Source organism: Lysinibacillus sp. FSL L8-0312, assembly GCF_038003285.1.
Lineage (GTDB): Bacteria > Bacillota > Bacilli > Bacillales_A > Planococcaceae > Lysinibacillus > Lysinibacillus fusiformis_D.
The window spans coordinates 1,938,718-1,961,874 of sequence record NZ_JBBOOV010000001.1 but is presented as its reverse complement, the minus strand read 5'-3'; the positions used below and the strand labels follow the sequence as shown (position 1 = coordinate 1,961,874).

At 37.4% G+C, this 23,157-nt stretch carries 11 protein-coding genes; all 11 read left to right on the top strand.

The features are described from left to right. Positions 1-25: 25 nt before the first annotated feature. The 11 genes from MHI22_RS09880 to argF all read left to right on the top strand — a co-directional run bounded on the left by MHI22_RS09880 (position 26) and on the right by argF (position 22,664). A complete protein-coding gene (locus MHI22_RS09880; RefSeq protein WP_340811854.1) occupies positions 26-1,669 on the top strand; it encodes a (2,3-dihydroxybenzoyl)adenylate synthase in 1,644 nt (547 codons plus the stop codon). Then, a complete protein-coding gene (locus MHI22_RS09875) occupies positions 1,666-9,468 on the top strand; it encodes an amino acid adenylation domain-containing protein (protein WP_340811853.1) in 7,803 nt (2,600 codons plus the stop codon). Before MHI22_RS09880 ends, MHI22_RS09875 begins: the two co-directional genes overlap by 4 nt. After that, positions 9,465-10,433, top strand: coding sequence for an ABC transporter substrate-binding protein (locus MHI22_RS09870; RefSeq protein ID WP_340811851.1), 969 nt, complete (start codon positions 9,465-9,467; stop codon positions 10,431-10,433). The genes MHI22_RS09875 and MHI22_RS09870 overlap by 4 nt, the downstream gene beginning before the upstream one ends. 14 nt (positions 10,434-10,447) lie before the next feature. Then, entirely contained in the window at positions 10,448-11,206 is a 759-nt protein-coding gene (locus MHI22_RS09865) for an ABC transporter ATP-binding protein (RefSeq protein WP_036121594.1), read from the top strand. Continuing rightward, complete coding sequence (locus MHI22_RS09860) at positions 11,190-11,954, top strand: ABC transporter permease (protein ID WP_330493083.1); 765 nt, start codon at positions 11,190-11,192, stop codon at positions 11,952-11,954. The genes MHI22_RS09865 and MHI22_RS09860 overlap by 17 nt, the downstream gene beginning before the upstream one ends. An 11-nt stretch (positions 11,955-11,965) precedes the next feature. After that, complete coding sequence (locus MHI22_RS09855) at positions 11,966-13,003, top strand: methyltransferase (protein WP_330493084.1); 1,038 nt, start codon at positions 11,966-11,968, stop codon at positions 13,001-13,003. 1 nt (position 13,004) lies between these two features. Beyond that, positions 13,005-18,521 (top strand): amino acid adenylation domain-containing protein, encoded by a 5,517-nt coding sequence (locus tag MHI22_RS09850; protein WP_340811848.1) that lies wholly within the window; start codon positions 13,005-13,007, stop codon positions 18,519-18,521. Continuing rightward, positions 18,505-19,629, top strand: a complete 1,125-nt coding sequence (locus MHI22_RS09845; RefSeq protein ID WP_271910667.1) for a saccharopine dehydrogenase NADP-binding domain-containing protein — start codon at positions 18,505-18,507, stop codon at positions 19,627-19,629. The genes MHI22_RS09850 and MHI22_RS09845 overlap by 17 nt, the downstream gene beginning before the upstream one ends. Further along, positions 19,626-20,708 (top strand): Gfo/Idh/MocA family oxidoreductase, encoded by a 1,083-nt coding sequence (locus MHI22_RS09840; protein ID WP_340811846.1) that lies wholly within the window; start codon positions 19,626-19,628, stop codon positions 20,706-20,708. The genes MHI22_RS09845 and MHI22_RS09840 overlap by 4 nt, the downstream gene beginning before the upstream one ends. Further along, entirely contained in the window at positions 20,699-21,469 is a 771-nt protein-coding gene (locus MHI22_RS09835; RefSeq protein WP_271910663.1) for a thioesterase II family protein, read from the top strand. The genes MHI22_RS09840 and MHI22_RS09835 overlap by 10 nt, the downstream gene beginning before the upstream one ends. Before the next feature lie 229 nt (positions 21,470-21,698). Further along, positions 21,699-22,664, top strand: a complete 966-nt coding sequence (argF, locus tag MHI22_RS09830) for an ornithine carbamoyltransferase (protein ID WP_036121573.1) — start codon at positions 21,699-21,701, stop codon at positions 22,662-22,664. Positions 22,665-23,157: the final 493 nt, after the last annotated feature.

Below are 23,157 nucleotides of genomic sequence, written 5' to 3'. Positions count from 1 at the left end.
AACAGAGAGAATGGAGGCGAAAAGGATGTCTCAGCAAATGGATTGGTATTTACAAGAAGTAGAACGATATGAAGAATTGGGCTTTTTAAGAAAGAAAACATTAATGGAAGAGCTTGACATCATTGCTCAACGATTTCCGCATCATCTGGCAGTAGTGGAAGGGAATCGACGCTTAACTTATGAAGAGCTGCTTCAAGAAATTGAGCAATTATCGACAGGCTTTTTATCTTTAGGTTGGCAGCAGGGTGATCGGGTTTTAATGCAGTTACCAAATACAATTGAATTTATTACTGTTTTATTTGGTCTGTTAAAAATAGGTGTGCAGCCTGTTTTGATGTTGCCATCCCATAGAGAAGTAGAAATCGATACAGTTGCCAAAATGGTTCAGCCAATAGCTTATATATGTTGCAGTAGTTATCTAGGTTTCCAGTATGAATGTATGGCCGCACAGGTAATTCCTCAGCATAAAAGTATTCGATATATTGTGACGGTTGGGGAATCCACCATACAGTGGCCAGCATCCTATACACATGTAACAGTAGATCAGCTGAAAGAAAGGAACTATTCATTAGCAATTAGCGCTTCACCTCACTATAGAGATACTGCATTATACTTATTGTCTGGTGGCACAACAGGCATTCCCAAAATAATTCCGAAAATACATGAAGCTTATGCCTATAATGCATTCGCCTCTGCTGAAAAATGTGGAATGACTCCTGAAACGGCATACATGGCTGTACTATCGATTTCACATGATTATCCGTTATGCTCACCAGGTATATTAGGTACTCTTTTTACAGGTGGAAAAGTGGTATTATGTCAAACCTCTAGCTTTGATGAAGCATTTCATGAAATCGAAAAAGAACAGGTGACACATACCGCCATTGTACCAACAATTGCTAGCCTTTGGTTAGAAGCATTTGAATGGTATGAAGATTTGAATATGTCGAGCTTAGAGGTGGTCTTAATTGGCGCTGCTCATATAGAGCAGGAAATGGCTGTTCAATTTATGAATACATTTCACTGTAAAATACAACAAGGATACGGACTCGGCGAAGGGATTACTTGTTTCACAGCATTAAATGATCCTGTGGAAATTGTTACAAGCTGTCAAGGGCAGGCAATTTCGATAGGTGATGAAATAAAGATTATAGATGAGCTAGGAAGAGAAGTTCCTCAGGGTCAGCTTGGAGAATTGGTGGCAAAAGGTCCGTATACATTTGGCGGATACTATCAAGCATCTGCTTTAAATGCGGAAATTTTTACCAAGGATTACTTTTTACGTACTGGTGATAAGGCTCGTATTACATCAGATGGAAATATACAAATTGTCGGTCGAGTAAGGGAGCAAATTAATCGTGCAGGTGAAAATGTTATACCATCTGAAATTGAAAGTTTTTTACGTACACAGCCAATGATAAAAGATGCTGCTGTTGTTGGTTTACCAGATAAGGATCTAGGAGAAAGCATTTGTGCATTTATAGTGACCGATGGACAAAGAATGGAACGAGATGAGATATGTAGTTATTTATTTCATATAGGTGTTGCTCCATATAAACTTCCAGATCGAATCATATATGTTGAGCGATTACCGTTTATAAATGTAGGGAAAGTGGATAAAAAAAAATTAAAACAGATGGCTATGGAAAGTGAGGCGTCTATGCATTGAAATTAGAAAGTGATTTAGACATCATCCGAAATCTAGCATTAGAAGTCAATCAACTCCTCGGTATAAAGAAAGAAATACGCGCGGATCAAAATTTATTGGAGTTAGGCTTAAACTCCTTACAAGTCATGAAATTAGTCAGCAAACTAAAAAAAGCTGGCATTACCATTACTTTCAAAGAATTAATATCGGAACCTTATTTGAGCGCTTGGTACGAATTATTAAAGAGAGAGGCTGTCCATTCAATAAATAGTGATAACTCCCTATTAGAAAATCAAGATAAAACAATACCTAATATGTATGAGCCATTTCCATTAACAGATGTACAATATGCCTATTGGGTTGGGCGACAAAGCAGTCAATATTTAGGTGGAAATGGCTGTCATGGTTATATGGAAATTAACGGTCAACATATTGATATAGAGCGGCTTGAATCGGCATGGGCCATCATTGTTCAGCATCATCCTATGCTCCGTGTTAAGTATACGGAGGATGGCCAACAGCAAGTTTTAACAGCATCCCCTTTTACAGCTATTGCTGTTCACGATTTAACAGCATGTTCACAAGACGAGGTTAATCAACAATTAGAAGCTATTCGTGCGAATACTTCACATCGGCTATTGGCAATTGATCAAGGGGAAGTAGCTCGATTACAGCTATCTCTATTGCCTGATGGTAAAACGCGACTTCATTTCGATATCGACTTACTTGTAGCTGATGTGCAAAGTTTCCAAATCATTTTACATGATTTAGCGGCCGCTTATACTAGACAACAAAAACCAAAAGCACCTGAAAATTGGAACTTTGCGAAATATCTTTATGATAAAAAATTAGCAAATGCTGATGAAGAACGTCATGCCGAAGCCTATTGGAAAAACAGGTTAGCCACTTTACCATTAGGTCCTAAACTACCGTTGTCAAACAATGCTGCGTTGATACAACACGAACCTAAATTTACAAGAAGAGAGTACTTTTTAGAAGATACTGCTTGGAGCAAGCTGCAATTGATTGCGTCTCGTTATAAAGTTACTCCTGCGATGGTATTGTTAGCAGCTTATGCTTACACATTAAATAAGTGGAGCGGTGAATCCCGTTTTCTTATGAATATACCATTGTTCAATCGAGATACTTTGTCTGAAGAGCTAGAGCATGTTGTAGCTGATTTTACTACCTTGTTATTATTGGAGGTTGATAGTGAAACACAACAGTCTTTTTTAGCCTTTACAAAAAGTTTACAACAGCAATTTCATCAAGATATGAACTATACGGCTTATTCAGGGGTTAAAATTCAACGAGATTTAGCTAAATATCACCCAGATGAAAAAGTCTTTGCTCCAATCGTTTTTTCATGTAATTTAGGTGTACCACTTATTAATGAAGAATTTAAAGATGCATTTGGCAAGATTCATTACATGATTTCTCAAACACCTCAAGTTTGGTTAGACTTTCAAATGTTTGATATGGATGGTGGTTTATTATGTATTTGGGATGGTTTGGATGACATATTTCCATCAGGCTTATTGGATGACATGTTTGATCTGTTTATCAAAACCATTCATTGGTTAATTGAAGACGAACAGCATTGGCTCCAACATCCAGCTATCGAAACGAAAGCACAAATAGCAAGACGTCAAGTAATAGAAGATTTCATAGTAACAGATTCTGCACAGTGCTTGCATACGTCTTTCTTTGAAATAGCAAAGCAACAACCATATGCTATAGCGCTAATAGATGGGATAGACCATCATGAAATAACTTATAAACAACTAACCTTACAGGCGGAACAGGTGGCTGCCACATTGTTACATAACGGCTTTAAAAAAGGTGATCGAGTAGCGATTTCATTGCCGAGAGGATTAGAGCAAATTCAAGCAATTTTAGGGGTTTTGGCTATTGGGGGATGCTTTGTTCCAGTACATGTGACACAGCCAAGTGAGCGCTATAAAAAAATTATGGAAAAGGCTAATGTAAGCTTTATCTTAACAGCTGCTCCCTATGAGGCAAAATATAAAAATATTGATCAAGTACAAGTTATTAAAATAGAACAAACACAACAATTTGGTCATGTGACATTGCCTAAAGTGGATGTAAACAGCTCAGCTTATATTATTTTTACATCAGGCTCAACGGGAGAACCAAAAGGTGTGGAAATTAGTCATAAAGCAGCTTGGAATACAATTGCAGATATCAATCAAAAATATAACATAAGCATGGAAGATCGTATTTTAGCAGTATCCTCATTAGATTTTGATTTGTCTATATACGATATATTTGGTCTTTTGAGTGTTGGTGGCAGCATTGTTCTTCTTTCAGACGATACGGCTCGAAACGCTGATATTTGGTTAAAGTTGGTTCGTCATTATCATGTTACACTATGGAATTCTGTACCCGCTTTATTGAAAATGTTTTTAATAGAGGCAGAAAGTGCAAAATTAATTTGTTTAGATTTACGTATCGTCATGCTGTCAGGTGATTGGATTAACTTAGATATTCCTGACCGATTGTTAAAAGTAGCACCGAGAGGTTTATTAGTAGCGATGGGTGGTGCGACAGAAGCGGCAATCTGGTCCAATTACTATAATGTTGATCACCCGTTACCAGCAAGTTGGCGATCTATCCCTTATGGAAGACCATTGAGAAATCAGTTTTATAGAGTGATTGATGTAAATGGAGAAGATTGTCCGAATTGGAAAGCAGGAGAATTGTGGATAGGCGGAGCTGGTATAGCCAAAGGGTATGTAGGAGAACCACAATTAACTGCTGAGCGTTTTATAGAAGAAAAAGGTATTCGCTGGTATAAGACAGGGGATAATGGGCGATTTTGGCATAATGGGCTTATTGAATTTTTAGGAAGAAATGATTCCCAGGTAAAGGTACGGGGTCATCGTATTGAATTAGGTGAAATCGAAAGTGTTATGCGAAGCTATGAGAAAGTGGAGGATGCCGTTGTCACTGTCAGAGGAGAGGAAAGCCAATATTTAGCTGCTTATATTGTAAGTTGTTCAGAAAAAGAGCAGGTACAATCTATAAAGAACAATAAACCCATGATTGATTGGTCTAACATAGATCAATTAAAAGCGTCAGGGTATTTTTTAAAAAATGTAAATGAGAATGAATATCGTTATCGATTGTTTAAAAATTATTGTACCCACCTCACTACGGAAACGATTTGTAAAATACTTGTCAGATGTGGTTTTCCAATAGAAAAAGATGCAAGCTACAATAGGATAACGATCATAGAGCGAGAAAAGATCAACAGTCGATATCAAAGCTTAATCGATCAATGGTTTAGATTTTTAGAAAAAAACAATATCGTTTCATGTGATGGGCCGATTATTCATAATAAACAATGCTTAATTGTCCAAAATGAAGAATCGTTTCATCGTTTAAATAAAAAACAAACAACATATATAAATGAATTTATTTCTACCTTTTTTGAAAAAAGCTATGCACTTTTAACTGGTGAAATAGAGCCTTTAGAATTATTGCTTCCTCATAATGTACACACTTTAGAGCAATTGACAGATAACCTATCTGATGGAAACAAACAGCAAGAAGTATTCATAAACTTGATTCAAACGGTATTAAATCATCGAATAGAACGTCAAGCACCACTCAAAATATTAGAGATTGGGACGCGTCATATCAACACGCTTCAAATAGTAATGGAAGCATTTTCGACAGATGAGCTACATTATACGGCTACAGATGAATCCAACTATTTTTTAAATCGTGCTCAACAAATTGTAGGGTCACAACCGAATATCCATTACAAAATGCTTGATATAAATAAGTGCCCGATTTCTCAAGGCTTTGTAGATGGTGACTATGATGTGATTGTGGCTTCTCATTCTTTACATAGAGCAGCCCATATTAGAAATTCACTTAAACATTTAAAAAAGCTATTAAAGCATGGCGGTTTATTCATTCAATTAGAAATGACGGAAAATAATCCTCTGCAATTAGTCAGTACAGCATTTTTAGAGGATGGCTTTATACATTATGAGGATGAAAGGGCAAAGACATGCCTTCCCTTATTATCAGAAAATGATTGGCTTTCAGTATTGACAGACGAGGGCTTCACCAATATGACGACGCAGTCTATTGATACCGCGTTTACACAGTATTTATTTGTAGCGCAAGTTGAACGACAATCAACATTAGATTTCCAATTAGAACCACTTCACCGTTACTTAGAACAACGATTACCAAACTATATGATTCCACAAGTCATTATTCAATTAGAGCAGTTGCCTATTACTGCTAATGGAAAAGTAGATCGAGCAGCATTACCAATCCCTCAACAAGAGCAAGCTGATCTAGCTAAAAAGGATTTTATTGCACCAACAACCTCAATCGAATTGAGATTAGCACAAATATGGAAAGAAGTATTAGGGCAAGAAGCCATTAGCATAGACGATCATTATTTTGAGCTTGGTGGAGATTCATTATTAGCTACTCAGCTTAGTGCAAAAATAAAAGAGCAATTTGCTGTCAAAATGAGTTTAGAAGCCATCTTTAATCAACCAGTGTTTCAACAAATGGCCTTGTTATTAGAGGAACTAGTGTGCCAAAAGTCAAATGAGGACTCGGAGAAAAGGTTACCAAGTATAGAGCCTAATGAGCAGGATCGTTTTAAGCCGTTCCCATTAACAGACGTTCAGCAAGCCTATTGGTTAGGCCGTAGCGGCATTTATGCGTACGGGGATGTATCTACTCATTGCTATTTTGAAATGGATTGTTCTTCCCTCGATCATGCAAGGGTGGAGCAAACATGGAATCGTCTTATCCAACATCATGATATGATGAGAGCCATTATTTTAAATGATGGACAACAGCAACAAGTCCAAGAATTTGTAGCGTATTATTCCATTGCTTCCTATAATCTTACGAATCTTTCAGCAGAACAACGTAAAGAACAGCTTACGTTAGTGCGCAGTGAGATGGAACATCAAACTTTTATTCCGAGTGAGTGGCCATTATTTGATATTCGTATGTCGGCCATTAATGAACAAAAAACAAGAATCCATATTAGTTTTGACAATATCATTTTTGATGGCTTTAGTATGTTCTATTTATTTAAAGAATGGAAGCGGCTATATGATGATTCTTCAGCAAAACTACAAACACTTCAAATGACATTTAGAGATTATATACTGGCTTATCAAAAAATTCGAGAGACCGAAATGTATAAGCGGGATATTCAATATTGGCATCAGCGAATTGACAATATGTATCCAGCACCTGATTTACCACTGCTTGATTATAAAGAAGATTTATCTAACTGTAAATTTACAAGATACGAGGAAAAGCTATCGACAGAAGAATGGCTAGTATTAAAGCAATTGGCTGCCAAAATGAACTTGTCACCAGCCTCGTTGTTAATAGCTGCTTATGCTGAAACGTTAGCGAGATGGAGTAGCCAACCGAAATTTACGATTAATCTTACTCGTTTCCATCGTGTGTTGTTCGAACCAGATGTTGACCAGCTCATAGGTGATTTTACATCTCTTAATCTGTTATCTATTGATATGTCAAAAGGAGAATCTTTTTTAGAGCGTGCAAGAACTGTTCAAAAGCAATTATTACAGGATTTAGAACATCCTTATGTAAGTGGTGTTTATGTCGAACGAGCACTAGCAAAAAAATGGAATCGACAAATGGGGATTATGATGCCCTTTGTCTTCACGAGTGGCTTAGGGCTTGAAAAAAATAATGGGTCTACAACAAAAACTAGCTATTTAGGGGATATTGTATATGGATTATCTCAGACACCTCAAGTTTGGCTAGATCATCAAGTTTCAGAGCAAAAGGGTGAATTATGGTTAAGCTGGGATGCCATAGAGGAGCTTTTCCCGCAGTATCTAATTCGCGACATGTTTGAAGCATACACACGTATTTTAAAGGAGCTTGCTAGGAAAGAAGACTTATGGCAACAGCCAATTAGGAGTCTTGTATGTTTCCCATGTCAAGAGCAAGAAGGGAAATTGAAAGGACCAGACACAGCTATCTCCGACGAGACATTAATCAGTCTTGTTGAAAAACAAATAGCAGCAAATCCTACTAATCTGGCAGTGATTTCGGAAGAAAAAAATATGACGTACGAACAGCTAAGTCATTTAACGAACCATACTGCGCAAGCAATACTCGCAATGGATCGTACTAAAGGAAGATTAGTTGCTGTTGTTATGGAAAAAGGATGGGAACAGATAGTTGCTGTTTTAGGCATTATGAAGGCAGGGAAGGCATATTTGCCGATAGATTGTACAACACCGATTGAACGGATGAAATTTCTTTTACAGGAAGGAGAAGTTCAATCCATTGTGACGCAAGCACATGTGCTTAAACAGCTACCTTTTTTAAATGATTATCATGTGACAGTCATTGATCCTGAATGGGCACATCAAGAATGTTTTATTACTAGTCCTGAATTATTGTCTTCTGATTTAGCGTATGTCATTTATACTTCTGGTTCTACTGGAAAGCCGAAGGGGGTCATGATTGATCATCGAGGTGCAGTGAATACGATAGTAGATATTAATGATCGACTTGGCGTTTGTGCAGAGGATCGCATTCTTGCGTTATCTAACTTGACGTTTGATTTATCGGTCTATGATATTTTCGGTTTACTTGCTGTTGGAGGAGCCATAGTAGTACCACGAGCTGAGCGCATAAAAGATCCTGTTCATTGGAATGAATTATTGCAAACGCAGCACATTTCCATTTGGAATACAGTACCTGCCTTTATGCAAATGCTGGCACAATATACTAAAAATATAGAGTTTTTCACATATCCAACATTAAGAGCAGTACTACTGAGTGGAGACTGGATTCCAATAAGCTTGCCAAGTGAAATTTGGGAAATTGCGCCAAAGACACAAATTTTAGGATTAGGTGGTGCAACAGAGGCGTCTATATGGTCGAATATTTTCGATATACAAACAGTAGATGGGAATTGGAAGAGTATTCCATATGGGAAACCTTTAGCCAACCAATATTATTATATTTTAAATGACCAAATGGCGGCCTGCCCTGTGAATGTACCAGGAAATTTATATATCGGAGGAGTAGGGCTTGCAAAAGGCTATTGGAAAAATGAAGAGCGTACAAATGAGCAATTTTTAATTCATCCAATGACAAAAGAGCGTCTATATGCTACAGGCGACTTAGGGCGATATTTGCCTGATGGCAATATTGAATTTTTAGGAAGAGCAGATGCACAAATCAAATTAAATGGCTATCGGGTTGAAATAGGCGAAATAGATTATCACTTAGCTAAATTGCCTTGTGTGAAGGAAGCAGCAACCATTGTTCATGAACGTAATGGAACATCAATACTAGTGGCATATGTAGTATTAGAAGATGAACAAGATGGACTAAATAATGAACAATTTAAACAATTACTTGCTCAAAAATTGCCTCATTATATGTTGCCTACAATCTATAAATCTATTGATAAAATGCCTCTATCAGAAAATGGGAAAGTAAACCGTAAGTTTTTACAACAGTTACCATTGAATGAGCAAGAGCTGTCAAAGAAGTATAGAGCACCTTATACAGAGATGCAAAAAGACGTAGCAGCAATATGGGAAGAAATATTATCCTACGAACAGCCTGGACTTGATGATGACTTTTTCACATGTGGAGGTAATTCTTTAATGGCCATTCAAATGATCGGAAAAATAAAAGAGCAATTCACTATAGAGCTTTCTATTCAAACACTATTCACGCATACACGCCTTGAACAACTAGCAGCATATGTTGAAGAGCAAAGTGTCACTATGGAGGAAGGAGCTCTATGAGACAGCATCTCCTTGCCCGACTATGTTTCATGATTATCATGATGGTTTGCATAAGTGGCTGTAGTGAAGAAACAAAAATAGCTAAGCATTCTTCATTAAAAATAGGTGTGTTACGAATCGATGATAGTCTGCCTTTATATGTAGCTGAGAAGGATCAACTTTTTCAAAAATATGGTGTCGATGTTGAGCTGATAGAGTTTGGCAGTGCTTCTGACCAATCCAAGGCGATGGAGGCTGGTGAGCTCGACGGCATGATGACTGATATGATAGTCCAAAATTTAATAAAAAAAGGAGGCTTGGATGTTAAAACCATTGCATTAGCATTAGGTGCGACGGAGAAGGAGGGAAGATTTTTAGTCGTTTCTTCTCCGCAAAGCGCTATTGTTGAACCGAAACAGCTAGAAGGACAATCTGTAATGATCGCTGAAAATACAATGATGGATTATCTAATGGAGCAATATGAGCGCCATTTAAAACTAGAATCCTCCCAAATAACAAAAATTCATTTGCCGAATCTTTCATTACGTGTAGATGCCATATTAGCTGGAAAAGAAGCGCAGGTAGCTATACTACCAGAGCCATTGGCAAGCTATGCAGTTGCCCAAGGTGCGAATATTGTCATTGATGATACAAAGCTTGGCGAGAACTTTTCTCAATCAGTCATCGTGATGACACAAAAAAATATAACAAAAAATAGAGCTGAGGTTAAAAAATTTCTGGAAGCCTACAATGAAGCCATTAAACAGGTAAATCGGCAGCCAGAAAAATACTTTGAGCTTGCCTTACAAGTGGCGAATGTACCAGAAATTTTAAAAGAACAATATACAGTTCCAGCCTTTACGCCTAATCGTGTACCAGCACAAGAAAATATTGAGCGTCTTTCGGATTGGTTAGTTTCTAAAGGATTATTAGAGCAAGCCTTTTCATATGAAGAGCTAGTAGAGACATCCTTAGAAGAACAGTAAAAGGAGGATAGGCCATGTATCAAATTCAGCATGTTGACTTAGCATACAAATCAGCCTCAGGTATGGTGAACGCTCTGCAAAATATTAGCCTTCATATATCTTTAGGTGAATGTGTAGCTATTGTTGGTGTCTCAGGTAGCGGAAAATCCTCATTTTTAAATATTGTAGCTGGCTTGGAGAAACCGACTAAAGGAACCATTTATTTTGATGGTAAAGAACTGAAAGGACCACAGCAGGAGATAGCGATTATTTTTCAAAATTATGGCCTGTTTCCATGGAAAAGCGTGAAAGCTAACATAGCTCTCCCTTTAAAGCTTGCTAAACGCTCTAAGCAGGAAAGGGACAGGGACACACAATTAATTTTATCGCAATTGAATATTCACGATTTGCAGAACCGCTACCCTTTCCAACTATCTGGGGGGCAGCAGCAGCGGGTTGCCATCGGTAGGGCTTTAATTCAAAAACCAAAAGTCTTGTTAATGGACGAGCCGTTTTCTGCGTTAGATATTTTAACGAAGGAGCAATTCATGCAGACATTACAAACAATACGTCATGAAAGAAATTTAACCTTACTATTCGTGACACATAATATTGATGAAGCGCTGATGATGAGCGATCGAATTGTTGTATTTCACACGAATGGAAAAACAATTGCAGGAATTATTGAGAATGATTATCAAATAGAGGGGCGTCATCATCCTGCTTGCATGTATCGTCAGCAACAGCGGATTAAACAATTATTAAAGGGAGAGCCCTGTGAAGAAGACATATAGTATAGTGATTGCTGCCATCATGATTATTTTATTATGGCATCTGTCTAGCATTGCATTAAATAAACCTTTTTTACCTTCTCCCTTTAAAGCAGGACTATCATTTTTAACAGTAGTAACAAACGGTGATTTAACACCACATTTTGTCATTAGTAGTTATCGAGTAGCTATTGGTATTGGCTGCGCTCTTTTATTAGCGATTCCTACAGGGTTACTTATGGGATGGAATAACAAAATAGACCTCATATTAAGTCCTTTATTATATGTGCTCTACCCTATCCCGAAGGTTGTTTTTTTACCAATTATTCTTGTGTTATTTGGATTAGGCGATGCCCCAAAAATCATTTTAATTGCCTTTGTTCTTTATTTTCAATTAGTCGTAGTCATCCGTGATGCAGCGAAGGGAATTCCTTATGATCAGAAGCAAGTTATCCGGTCATTAAATGCTACAAAACTACAAACATTGTCTCATTTGACATTACCCTATTGCTTACCGAGTGTAATGACTTCTTTAAGGGCTTCATTAGGAACAGCATTAGCCATTCTATTTATAGCAGAAACTTTTGCATCTTTTAGCGGATTAGGATATTACATTTTAAATCGAATGGATAGTAGAGATTATCTAGCTATGTATGCAGGTGTGATAGGACTAGCTTTATTGGGTGGAGGGTTATATGCCCTTATTAATATCGCAGAAAACACTGTTTGTAAATGGTATAAATTGATGGCAGATAATAGCAGTAACCATTAAGGAGAAAAACTATGGATATACAAGGAAATATGATACGTTCAACGATTCAAGGCTTTTCTACATCTTATTTGCTCTATACAGCTTGTGAATTAGGAATATTTGATGCCTTATATCAAGAACGAAGACATGTATCGTTATTGGCAGAGGAATTAGCAATTGATGAAGACATACTCTTTCGTTTTATGAGACCATTAGTGGCTTTAAAGTATGTGAATGAAGAAAAAAATTATTTTAATTTACTTCCTTTAGGGGAACGGTTGGCAGGACAAGCAAAGGATTCTTTAAAGGATTTTCTGCTATTTACAGGGAGACAAGCAATGCCTTATTGGTCAAAACTATGTGAGGCAATAAAAATGAACAAAATCCCATATCAATTAGTAGAGAAACAGCCTTATTTTCAAGCACAAATACAGCAAAACGAAAAATTTGAAGTGTTTCATAATATGATGAGTAAAACAAGTGAACAGCTTCAATTAGACACCTATTTCGCAGCAAAAAAGGATTGGCACTGTATCAAGACAATTATTGATATTGGTGGTGGATCTGGAGAGATAATTGTGAAATTTTTGGAATATTATCGCAATGCTCAAGGGGTTGTAATCGATTTACAACATGTTCAACAAAAGGCGGAGGAGAAGCTGGCACTTTACGGTTTCGATAGTCGATGTACGTTTCAGGCAGGAGATTTTTTTCATGCAGTGCCACGGTCAGGTGATCTCTATATTCTATCGAGAATTCTCCATGATTGGGAGGATGAAGCAGCAATTACAATTTTACGTAATATTGCCGAAAGTATGAGCGAAAATTCTGCACTAACTATTATTGAAAAAATATTACCAGAGGTCATAGAAGGAAATGCCTCGCATTTATATATGACGGATTTAAATATTTGGACGATGTGCGGAGGCAAGGAACGAACACAATCGCAGTTTGAAGCGTTATTCCATCAAAGCGACTTAAAGATCAAAGCACTTTATCCATTAAAGGAAGATGACTATCTAATAGAAATTGTCAAAAAGGACTTCGAATATCAGGAGGGCATAATATAATATGAAAAAATTAGTAGCAGAGTATCGCGAATTGGGCGTAAATCTTTGGGTAGAAGATGGGAAATTGCATTTTAAGGCTCCAACTGGTGTACTTACACATGAACGGAAAGAGCGGTTACGACAGCATAAAGAGCAGCTTCTTGACTTTTTACAAAAAGAACATCAGCCAATCACCCATGATGCAGAAAGACGTTATGATTCCTTTCCACTTACAGATATTCAATCAGCCTATTTAGTAGGAAGAAGCGGCAATTATCATTACGGTGGAGTAGGCTGTAAAGTATATGCTGAACTAGTTGGTACTATTTTTGATCCTATACAGCTTGAAAAGGCATGGCATCATGTCATAAAGCGTCATGATATGCTTCGTGCGATAGTGCATCAGGAGGGCTATCAGCAAGTACTAGAAAATGTAGAGCTTCCAGCTTTACAGGTTATTGATTTAACAGAGGAAGCACCTGAAGCTGCAAATCAACGATTATTACAAGTAAGAAATGAGCTATCTGTTAAACAGTATGCTCCTGATAAGTGGCCGTTGTACGACCTCGTCCTGACACAGCAAAAGAATCAAAGTACTGTTCATCTATCCATTGATATGTTAATTGCGGATTTTGTCAGTATCAATGTATTAATAGCTGAATTAGAACACTTTTATTATACAGAAAATACACCATTACCAGCTTTAGACATTCAATTTAGAGATGTCATGACCCAACAATATGAACAAAAATATAATCGATCGGCAGCCTATGACAAAGCTAAAAATTATTGGACTAGCCGTTTAGAGACTTTTCCAGAAGCGCCAGAGTTACCAGTTGTAAGTGACAAAATGGATAGTCATACCATTCGTTTTGAACAATTTAATTTTTTATTACCGAAACACGAGTGGCAAAGTTTAAGTCAGAAGGCAAAAGAGCATCGACTAACACCATCTAGTATTATATTGACGGCTTTTGCTGAAATTATCGGTGTATGGTCAAAACAATCGCATTTTTGCTTGAATATTACGATGCTTAACCGTCCTACTATTCATGCTCAAATTCATGATATAGTTGGAGACTTTACAACGATTAATCTATTGGAAATATATGCAAAAAGAGATAGAGCTTTTTATGAGCATGCGGCTGAAATTCAACAGCAGCTCTGGACAGATTTAGAGTATCGAGACTTTTCAGGAATTGAGGTATTGCGTGAATTAAAGCGACAGCGCAATCGAGATGTTATTATTCCTGTTGTTTATACAAGCACATTAGGTGCTGAGGTAAATAGCCATATGTCTGATAATGAGCCTAAGTTGAAGCTAGCCTATAAAATTAGTCAGACTCCTCAAGTGTGGATTGATTGTCAAGTATCTGAACAACCAGATGGGATATTGATAAATTGGGATGTACGAGAGGGCATTTTTCCAAATGGTTTAATGGATACTGCTTTTCAGTTTTTTGTGGATCACCTAACAAACCTGGCAAATAACGAGGGAGCGTGGACTGATCGCAATGTGATAGGCTTACCAGAAGCAATGCAAAAGGTTAGAAATGAAATAAAGAATACAACAGTTAATTTACCTAAAGGATTACTGTATGACAAAGTGCTAGATGCCATTACACAATATCCTAAAAATAGGGCTGTTTATGCAGATGGCAAATATTTTACATATGAGGAGCTCGGTCGCTATGTATTTGCTATTCAACAGGCATTGCTGAAGGAAGGTGTACAGCAAGGGGATTTTGTAGCCATTGATTTACCGAAAGGGATTTGGCAAATTGCTGCTGTATTAGGAACATTAACAGCGGGTTGCGTGTATGTACCTTTAGAGAGAGAGCAACCGATTGCACGGAAGAAAGATATTATCAATGAATCGCAAATCACATTTATTTTAAGTCATAGTCATTCTAGTAAATTATACGAACAAGATGCTCTTTCTTTTATTAGTGTCGAGCAATTAAACGTTGTATCAGAAGCACAATTAGTTCCTGTACGTGTAGACGTTGAGCAGCCAGCTTACATTATTCATACATCAGGCAGTACAGGTAAAGCAAAAGGCGTTATTGTCAGTCATAAAGCGGCGCTAAATACAATAATGGATATAAATCAGCGTTTCCATGTAACAGAGCATGATCGAGTTTTAGCCATTGCTAATTTAGCATTTGATTTATCCGTATACGATATTTTTGGCTTATTAAGTGTTGGTGGTAGCATTATATTACCAGAGCATAAACGTCATAAAGATCCAAAACATTGGCTGGAACTTATAACATCTCAGCAGGTCACTATTTGGAATTCAGTACCAGCTCAAATGCAACTTCTTTCCGCTTATATGCAGGATACGACAACAATTCTTCATAACGTATTGCGTCTAGTATTTTTATCTGGTGATTGGATACCTGTTACATTACCTAAACAAATGGCACATTATTTTGAAGAAGCGCAATTTATCAGTCTTGGTGGAGCTACAGAAGCAGCCATCTGGTCTATTTATTATCCAATAGATATGAATACGGCTTATAAAAATAGCATTCCTTATGGTAAGCCATTGGCCAATCAAAATTTTTATGTGTTGAATAAGGAGCTAGAAGAATGCCCTGACTGGACAATTGGTGATTTATATATTGGAGGAGAGGGGCTTGCCACTGGCTATCTACACGATGAAAAAAATACTACAGCGAAATTTATAATCCATCCTTACACAGAAGAACGGTTATATGCCACTGGCGATTTAGGCAGATACCGACCAGATGGTGTGATTGAATTTTTGGGAAGAGAAGATACGCAAGTAAAAATTCATGGGCACCGCATTGAACTAAGCGAAGTTGAAAGCTCTCTACAACGGATGCAGCAGATAGAGCACGCTGCCGTTATTGCAAGTAAGGACTCGGCAGCAAAAGAATTTAGTATTTCAGCATTCGCGCAAGCAAGAAAAAATACAAATGAAGTCACAACCTTCGTTCCTTCAGACAAGTTAGCAGCTATAGTGAAGACTGCTGGAGATCGAGCAACTCATGCTGTAGATCGCGAGCTATTTGCACAATGGTCTACAATTTCCAATTGGACAGCCGTCCTAGATATTATGAAAACATTCCAGGACTTAGATATATTTATAGATGATCGAGAATTTTCTTTTAGTGAGATTCAGCAAATTGTGAAAGTTCATCCCTATTATCATCAGCTACTCAGACGATGGCTGAATGTGTTATGTAAAGAGAATCTTATTCAGCAAAATCCAGCTACGACAAACTATTATCTAATTCATACAGATTTACCGCATAATGCTTCAGCAATATCTTGGCTACAATGGAGAGAAATTGAGGAAAAAATGCAATATGGTAAAAAGCTTGTGGATTACTTTGAGGATTCAAGTAAGCATCTTCTAGGTTTACTTCGGGGCGAAATAGATTCGTTAGATTTATTTTTCCCAAAAGGCAGCTTTGAGATTGCCTTAGCAGCATATAAAGACAATCTGATTAGTCGTTCATTAAATCAAGTGACGATTCAAGCTGTTCATACGATTATAGATGAATTTAGAGCGAGTTATCCAAATAAACCATTTCGAATTTTAGAGGTAGGAGCAGGCGTAGGTGGTGTAAGTTTAGAGTTAATACCGTCATTAGATCAAAAAAATGTAGAATATGTTTTTACAGATTTATCACAATTCTTTTTAAATGAAGCACGTAAATCATTTGAACCTTATAAGTGGGTTACATATGGTTTGTATGATATCAATCAATCCTATTGGTCTCAAGGAATTCAAGCATCTTCCTTTGACCTGATTTTATGTAATAATGTTTTACACAATGCTAAAAAAGCACCACAAGTGCTACAGGCTTTTAAGGAAATGACAGTGGAAGGCGGGGCATTGATCGTGGCGGATACAACAGGGGAAAACTATTCCCTCCTTACATCGATGGAATTTCATGCGGGTCTAAATGATTTTGAAGATTTTCGTAAAGATAATGATCAAGTATTTTTCAATCGTGAACAGTGGCATGAGTTATTTGCAGCAGCACAAATGGAGATAGCGGGTGTATATCCTACCCCAAATGATCCATTATCAGCAGCCGATCAGGCAGTATTTGTTGGTCAGTTTAGAGGTGAACGCAAGCGAATTTATGCGAGTGAGATTCAACAATATTTAGAAGAACAATTACCAGCATATATGCTCCCAGCGCATATTGAAGTACTCCGTGAATTACCGTTATCTGAAAATGGTAAAGTGGATCGTGGTGCGTTACAAAGTCGCTTAGAAGCATCTAATCCATTTATTGCACAATCTGGAGAATCCCCACAAAGCGATTTAGAGAAAAGAATTGCAGCTATCTGGGCAAAGGCATTAAATCGAGAAAGTATTTGGCGTAATGAAAACTTCTATCAAGCAGGTGGTGATTCATTACTAGTGGCACAAATTGTGGCCGCCATGAGAGATACACTACCAGAGGTGAAGTATTGGGAGTGGGATCAATTAATGGTAGAGATTTTACAAACGCCAACCATTGCAGAGATTGCAGAAAAGATAAGTCACTCAGTGGAAAATCATCAAACAGTGCAGGATGAAACTACTTCAGATAAGAAAACGTCTTTCGTTATTTTAGCTGAAGGTGAAATGGGCGGTAACATGAAAGTCCTATTTCATGATGGAACAGGGACACTTACACCATACAATCAATTGCTCCCTTATTTAATAGAAGAATCTAATCGCAAAGATACGATAGCAGGGTTTATTTTTGGCGATGAAGCAGATTATTTAGCCTATCCATCTGAATCACTCATTCAAAGTTTAGGGCAAAAATATGCCAAACAATTGTTAGAGCTAAATGCTGCAAGCTATGAACTGATAGGATACTGCATGGGTGGACTTATCGCTATTGAAACAGCAAAGGTGTTACTTGCAGAGGGTGTTCAAGTTGAACCGGTCATAACTATAGATACTACGCCGTGTGATGCCAAGCTTCGAAATGATTTATTAATGGAAAGAACATTTGGTTTATTAATAGGTGCAGATCTTGAAAAAAGCGGTCATGCTGTTGACGATGAATTACTCAAAAAAGCATTACAAGATTTAATCAAAAAAGAAACGAACATGATTACGATTGAAGATTTATGTGAACTAACGGGAGAGTTCACACCAGTTGCACACTGTTATCAAAAGCTTGCTAGTAAGTCACCTGAACAAAGATTGGTAGATTTATATACGACTGTTCCAGCTTTGCAGGGTGATATTTCTGCCTATCAAAAACAGCGAATGGAAACGCTATATCAAATTTTCTGTCAAAGCTTTAAAGGTGTTGTATCGTATGGAACAGAGCCTTTCATGGGAGATGTAGCTGCATTTAGCTGTATCGATAAAACGTCATCCTTTTTACCAGTCATGGGTACAAGAAATGAAGAATTTTGGAAAGAGATTACATTTGGTCACTTGAATATTATACCTATAAATGGCAATCACATTACCTGTTTACAAGAGCCATATGTGAAAGAGACTGCTCATTTACTGCTTAAAGGAGTTAGTCATGAACCATCAATTTAAAATAGGAATTATTGGCTACAGTGGATCCGTTGGACAAGCAGCTGTACGATTTTTAAAGGATAAATATCCACTACGCTGTGGTAGTAGAAGTGGCAATAAAGAACATGCTCACTCACATGAATATATAGATTATAGGCAAGTAGATATATATGACCAAGAGGCGCTAGAGACATTTTGTACAGGATGTACAATTGTATTAAATTGTGCAGGCCCATCGTATAGCATTATTGATAGAGTAGCACAGGCTACAAAAAAAGTGGGAGCCCATTATGTTGATGCATTTGGTGCCGATTTGTTGGAAAAAAAATTTATGCAGCAGGAGCTAACGAATATCATGATTCTTTCAGCAGGAAGTTTTCCCGGTTTATCTGGGATTCTTCCTCGTTTATTAGCTCAAGAAGGGTTTGATCAAATAGAGAAAGTAATCGGCTATGCAGGTGGTGAAGAAACATATAGTAAAGGAGCAGCTGCTGATTTAATGCTTAGCTCCATTTATGGATTTGGCACAGCGAATGCCTTTTATAAGAATAAAGAAATAGTACGAGATACTGTACAGCCAGAAAAAATAAATGTCACCATTTATGGTGAGGAAAAAGAAATCTATACTCAAAGGTATATAACAAATGAAACCATCCGCCTCGCAAAAAAGCTACAGATAACTGAAGCACATTGGTATAATATGTATCCAAATAAAGCTGTTTTTTCATTATTACAACAAGCATGTATACGATTGGCGATGAAAAATACATCAGAACATTTACATCAAATTATAGATGAATTGATGGAAAGACTCACTGTATTCCCTGTGCGGCAAACATGGTACACCGTTATCATTGAAATGATTGGAAAGTATCAGCAACAGCCAATACGACGAAAAGCTCAATTACTTAGTCAAAATAGCTTTATGATTAGTGGCATTATTTGTGCATTATCTGTAGAAGCAATTATAGAAGGAATGGTGCACGAAAATGGTGTTTATTGGGCATATGACGTATTAAACCCTACTATTGTGATGCGAGAATTGCGTGTGCAGGGTGCGATAGAAGATTTTAGCATCACTTCACATTCAGAAAATCATGTAAGCTTGTTGGAAGAAGGGCTATTATGAGACCGTTAAGGGTAGTGGTTTGTGGTACGAAATTTGGAGCGTATTATGTGCAGGCAATTTTAAACTTACCATCTCATTATAGGCTTGTAGGTATTTTATCTAAAGGTAGTAAACAGTCGGAAGAGCTTGCTAATACATTTAATGTACCGCTTTACACCGATGTGGATGAAATAACAAATGAGCAGGTGGATGTTGCCTGTGTTGTTGTTAAATCGACTATCGTGGGTGGAGCAGGGACAAGCATTGCACAAGCGTTTTTAGAAAAAGGTATACATGTTATTCAGGAGCATCCAGTGCATGAAGATGATTATTTAAAGCTAATTAAAAGTGCGAAAGCTGGTAATTGTAAGTATCACTTGAATAGTTTTTACCCAAATGTTGATGCCGTATATGCCTTTTTACAAACAGCGCAAACATTAAGAGAAGCCAGCGACATTATTTATTTAGAGGCGGCGTGTAGTATCCAAGTATTATTTCCAATGCTTGATATTATCGGACAAGCACTTGGGGGCTTACAAACTTGTACACTTGAACCAATTAATAATCATACAGAGCATGATCCCTTTTATACGCTATCTGGACAAATCCGGGATATTCCAGTGACGTTACGCATTTTCAATCAAATGGATTTAGCTAATCCAGAAAGTAATATTTATTTGTTGCATAGAGTGATTTTAGGAACGAACAGAGGAACATTGTATCTACCAGACCCGCATGGATCAGTACACTGGATGCCATGTATGAGCTCATCATTAAACGAGTCAACTATATTTAATAAGAAAAGAGACAATAAATTCTTAAGCTATCCGGTTGAGGAGATTGTCTTTCCTGCACAAAATACGAGCTTTGAAGATTTATATATAAAGGTATGGCCAAAAAGTGTTGAACGCTCTCTTATAACATTTTCAGAAGAAATTTGGAGTCGTTCTTACTTCAATCAAACAACACAATATTATTTAATAGCTTGTAAATTATGGAATAATATTGGGAAGAAAATGGGGCCGTCCCAAAAAGTCTGTATACAGGAACGAGAGCCGTTAAGAATGAGGGATATTAAGGGAGAAAAAGAATGGATATGATGAATGTGAAAAAATGGTTTCCTTTTGTGAAAGCGTTAGATTATGGTCATCCTTGTAAGCTTTTTTGCTTTCATCATGCTGGTGGCAGTGCAGCCATTTTTAAAAATTGGAAAACATGGGAGAGGAACTTAGCTGTCTTTCCGATCGAGCTACCTGGAAAGTCAACAAGAATAAAAGAACAGTACATGACAAATTATCATGATGTCATACCACAAATTGCAGAGGCTATTCATCAAGTGACAAGCCAAACACGAATTTATTTTTATGGTCATAGCATGGGAGCTATTCTTGCATTTAAGACAGCCTGTTTGTTAGAAGAAAAATATAAGAAAAAGGTGAATTTATTAATAGTAGCTGGCCGCCATGCCCCACAGGATGATTTTCCTGATGACTATCAAACAACGATGGACGATAGTGAGCTCATTCAAGAGTTAAAAAGAGTAGGTGGTACACCGAATGAATTGTTAGAAAATGAAGAAGTGCTGCAATATATTTTACCTATTGTAAAAAATGATTATCGCTTGAATGAGTCGTTTGATTATCAAGATGAATTATTCCATGGTCCGATTCTTGCACATTGTGGAACGAATGATCCTGATGCACCAGCATGTAATGTGAAAAATTGGCAAGTTGTCACGACTAATACCTTTCATTTGAAAGAGTTTTCCGGAAGTCACTTTTTCCCATATGAAAATAAACAGGATTATTATAAGGAGTTAGAACAGAGTTGTCAGGAAAACACCTGTCATATGAGTTATTAGTTACGCAAAGAATATATAAAGGATACCTTAAAACGGAGGTATCCTTTTTGTGCTTTAAAAGATTAGTATAGATGAATCTTAATGTATGCATAAATATTCTATATGGCGAATTTTTGTCACATTTAAAGTCTCGTGCTTACTAATTGAAATAAATTATAAAAATTCAGTTGATTTTATATTTATGCATGATATACTAATTTCAACAGCAACGATGTAAGGAGCGAAGGCGATGAAATTACTCGAAGAAGTACAGTTGAAGTTAGTATCTAGTTTAAAAGGAAAAGATCTTCTAACATTGCTAGACTATACAAGTCAAGAGGTTCAAGAACTGATTGAACTAGCAACACAGCTAAAAATGATTACAAAAGAGGGAAAATGTCCAAGATTATTAGAAGGTAAAACACTTGGCATGATTTTTGAAAAACATTCAACTCGTACACGTATTTCATTTGAAGTTGGCATGAATCAATTAGGTGGGAAAAGTATGTTTATGCATGCGCGCGATTTGCAAATTGGTCGTGGTGAATCGATTTATGATACAGCACATGTATTATCTGGTTATTTAGATGGGATTATGATTCGTGCAAATTCTCACGCGATGGTCAAGGAGCTTGCAGAGCATGCAGCTATTCCAGTCATCAATGGACTAACGGATATTTATCATCCTTGTCAGGCATTAGCGGATTTAGAAACGATTGCAGAAAATAAAGGCTTTTTAAAAGGGCTTAAAATTGCCTATGTAGGCGATGGCAATAATGTAGCGCACTCACTAGTCGTAGCTTCTGCACATGTCGGCATGAATGTCGCTGTGGCAACACCAGCTGGGTATGAGTGTGATGCGCAAGTAATCGCCAAAGCACAGGCGATTGCATCGGCAAATGGCAGTACGATTACGATCACAAATGATCCTGTTGAAGCTGTGTTAAATGCAGATGTGGTTTATGCAGATGTTTGGACATCCATGGGTCAAGAGGAAGAAGCGGCTAAACGTTTACAAGACTTTGCTGGTTATCAAATTAATGATGAGCTAGTTGCCTACGCAAAACCAAATTATATGTTCTTGCATTGCTTACCAGCACATCGTGAGGAAGAGGTGGCAACATCAGTTATTGATGGACCTAATTCTTATATCTTTGAACAAGCCGAAAATAGACTACATGCACAAAAAGCCGTACTGGCATCGATTCTTGCTTAAATTTGGACATATGCTTCTCGAGTTGAGAAGTACGATAAAAAGAGTTTACTTGCGCAGCAGAGGATGTTCAAGTGAATAACATAACAGTGGTAGCGCAGACAGAGGGCTGTAAACCACGCGCGATGTTTGTTGTCAAGATGGATGGCGACATCGCTACATAGTAAAGTAACCCAGGAGACGCTAGGTTACTTTCATGTTGTTGAAAAAAGGTGATATCAATAGCAGAAAAACCAACTTTGCAAGGTGAGAGGTTGATGTCCGTTCCGCCAGCGTCCTTTCCAGGGGGCGTCCGATGAGCCGCTTCACTCACTGCGTTCGCTCCAGGGTCTCCTCTGTGACGCTAAATCCCCTAGGAGTGACGCTGGCTCCACTCCAATCAACCATTCTGCAAAAGTGTCTTTTCCTGAACAAAATAGCCCATTATTTATATTATTAAGAAAGGATAGCCTCTTACTTTCAATGTGGAGAAGTGATGTGTGCCAACACCCCTCCA

Coding starts and splice junctions, on each gene's coding strand:
- MHI22_RS09880 (WP_340811854.1), top strand. CDS start 26: ATGTCTCAGCAAATGGATTGGTATTTACAAGAAGTAGAACGATATGAA.
- MHI22_RS09870 (WP_340811851.1), top strand. CDS start 9,465: ATGAGACAGCATCTCCTTGCCCGACTATGTTTCATGATTATCATGATG.
- MHI22_RS09865 (WP_036121594.1), top strand. CDS start 10,448: ATGTATCAAATTCAGCATGTTGACTTAGCATACAAATCAGCCTCAGGT.
- MHI22_RS09855 (WP_330493084.1), top strand. CDS start 11,966: ATGGATATACAAGGAAATATGATACGTTCAACGATTCAAGGCTTTTCT.
- MHI22_RS09850 (WP_340811848.1), top strand. CDS start 13,005: ATGAAAAAATTAGTAGCAGAGTATCGCGAATTGGGCGTAAATCTTTGG.
- MHI22_RS09845 (WP_271910667.1), top strand. CDS start 18,505: ATGAACCATCAATTTAAAATAGGAATTATTGGCTACAGTGGATCCGTT.
- MHI22_RS09840 (WP_340811846.1), top strand. CDS start 19,626: ATGAGACCGTTAAGGGTAGTGGTTTGTGGTACGAAATTTGGAGCGTAT.
- MHI22_RS09835 (WP_271910663.1), top strand. CDS start 20,699: ATGGATATGATGAATGTGAAAAAATGGTTTCCTTTTGTGAAAGCGTTA.
- argF (WP_036121573.1), top strand. CDS start 21,699: ATGAAATTACTCGAAGAAGTACAGTTGAAGTTAGTATCTAGTTTAAAA.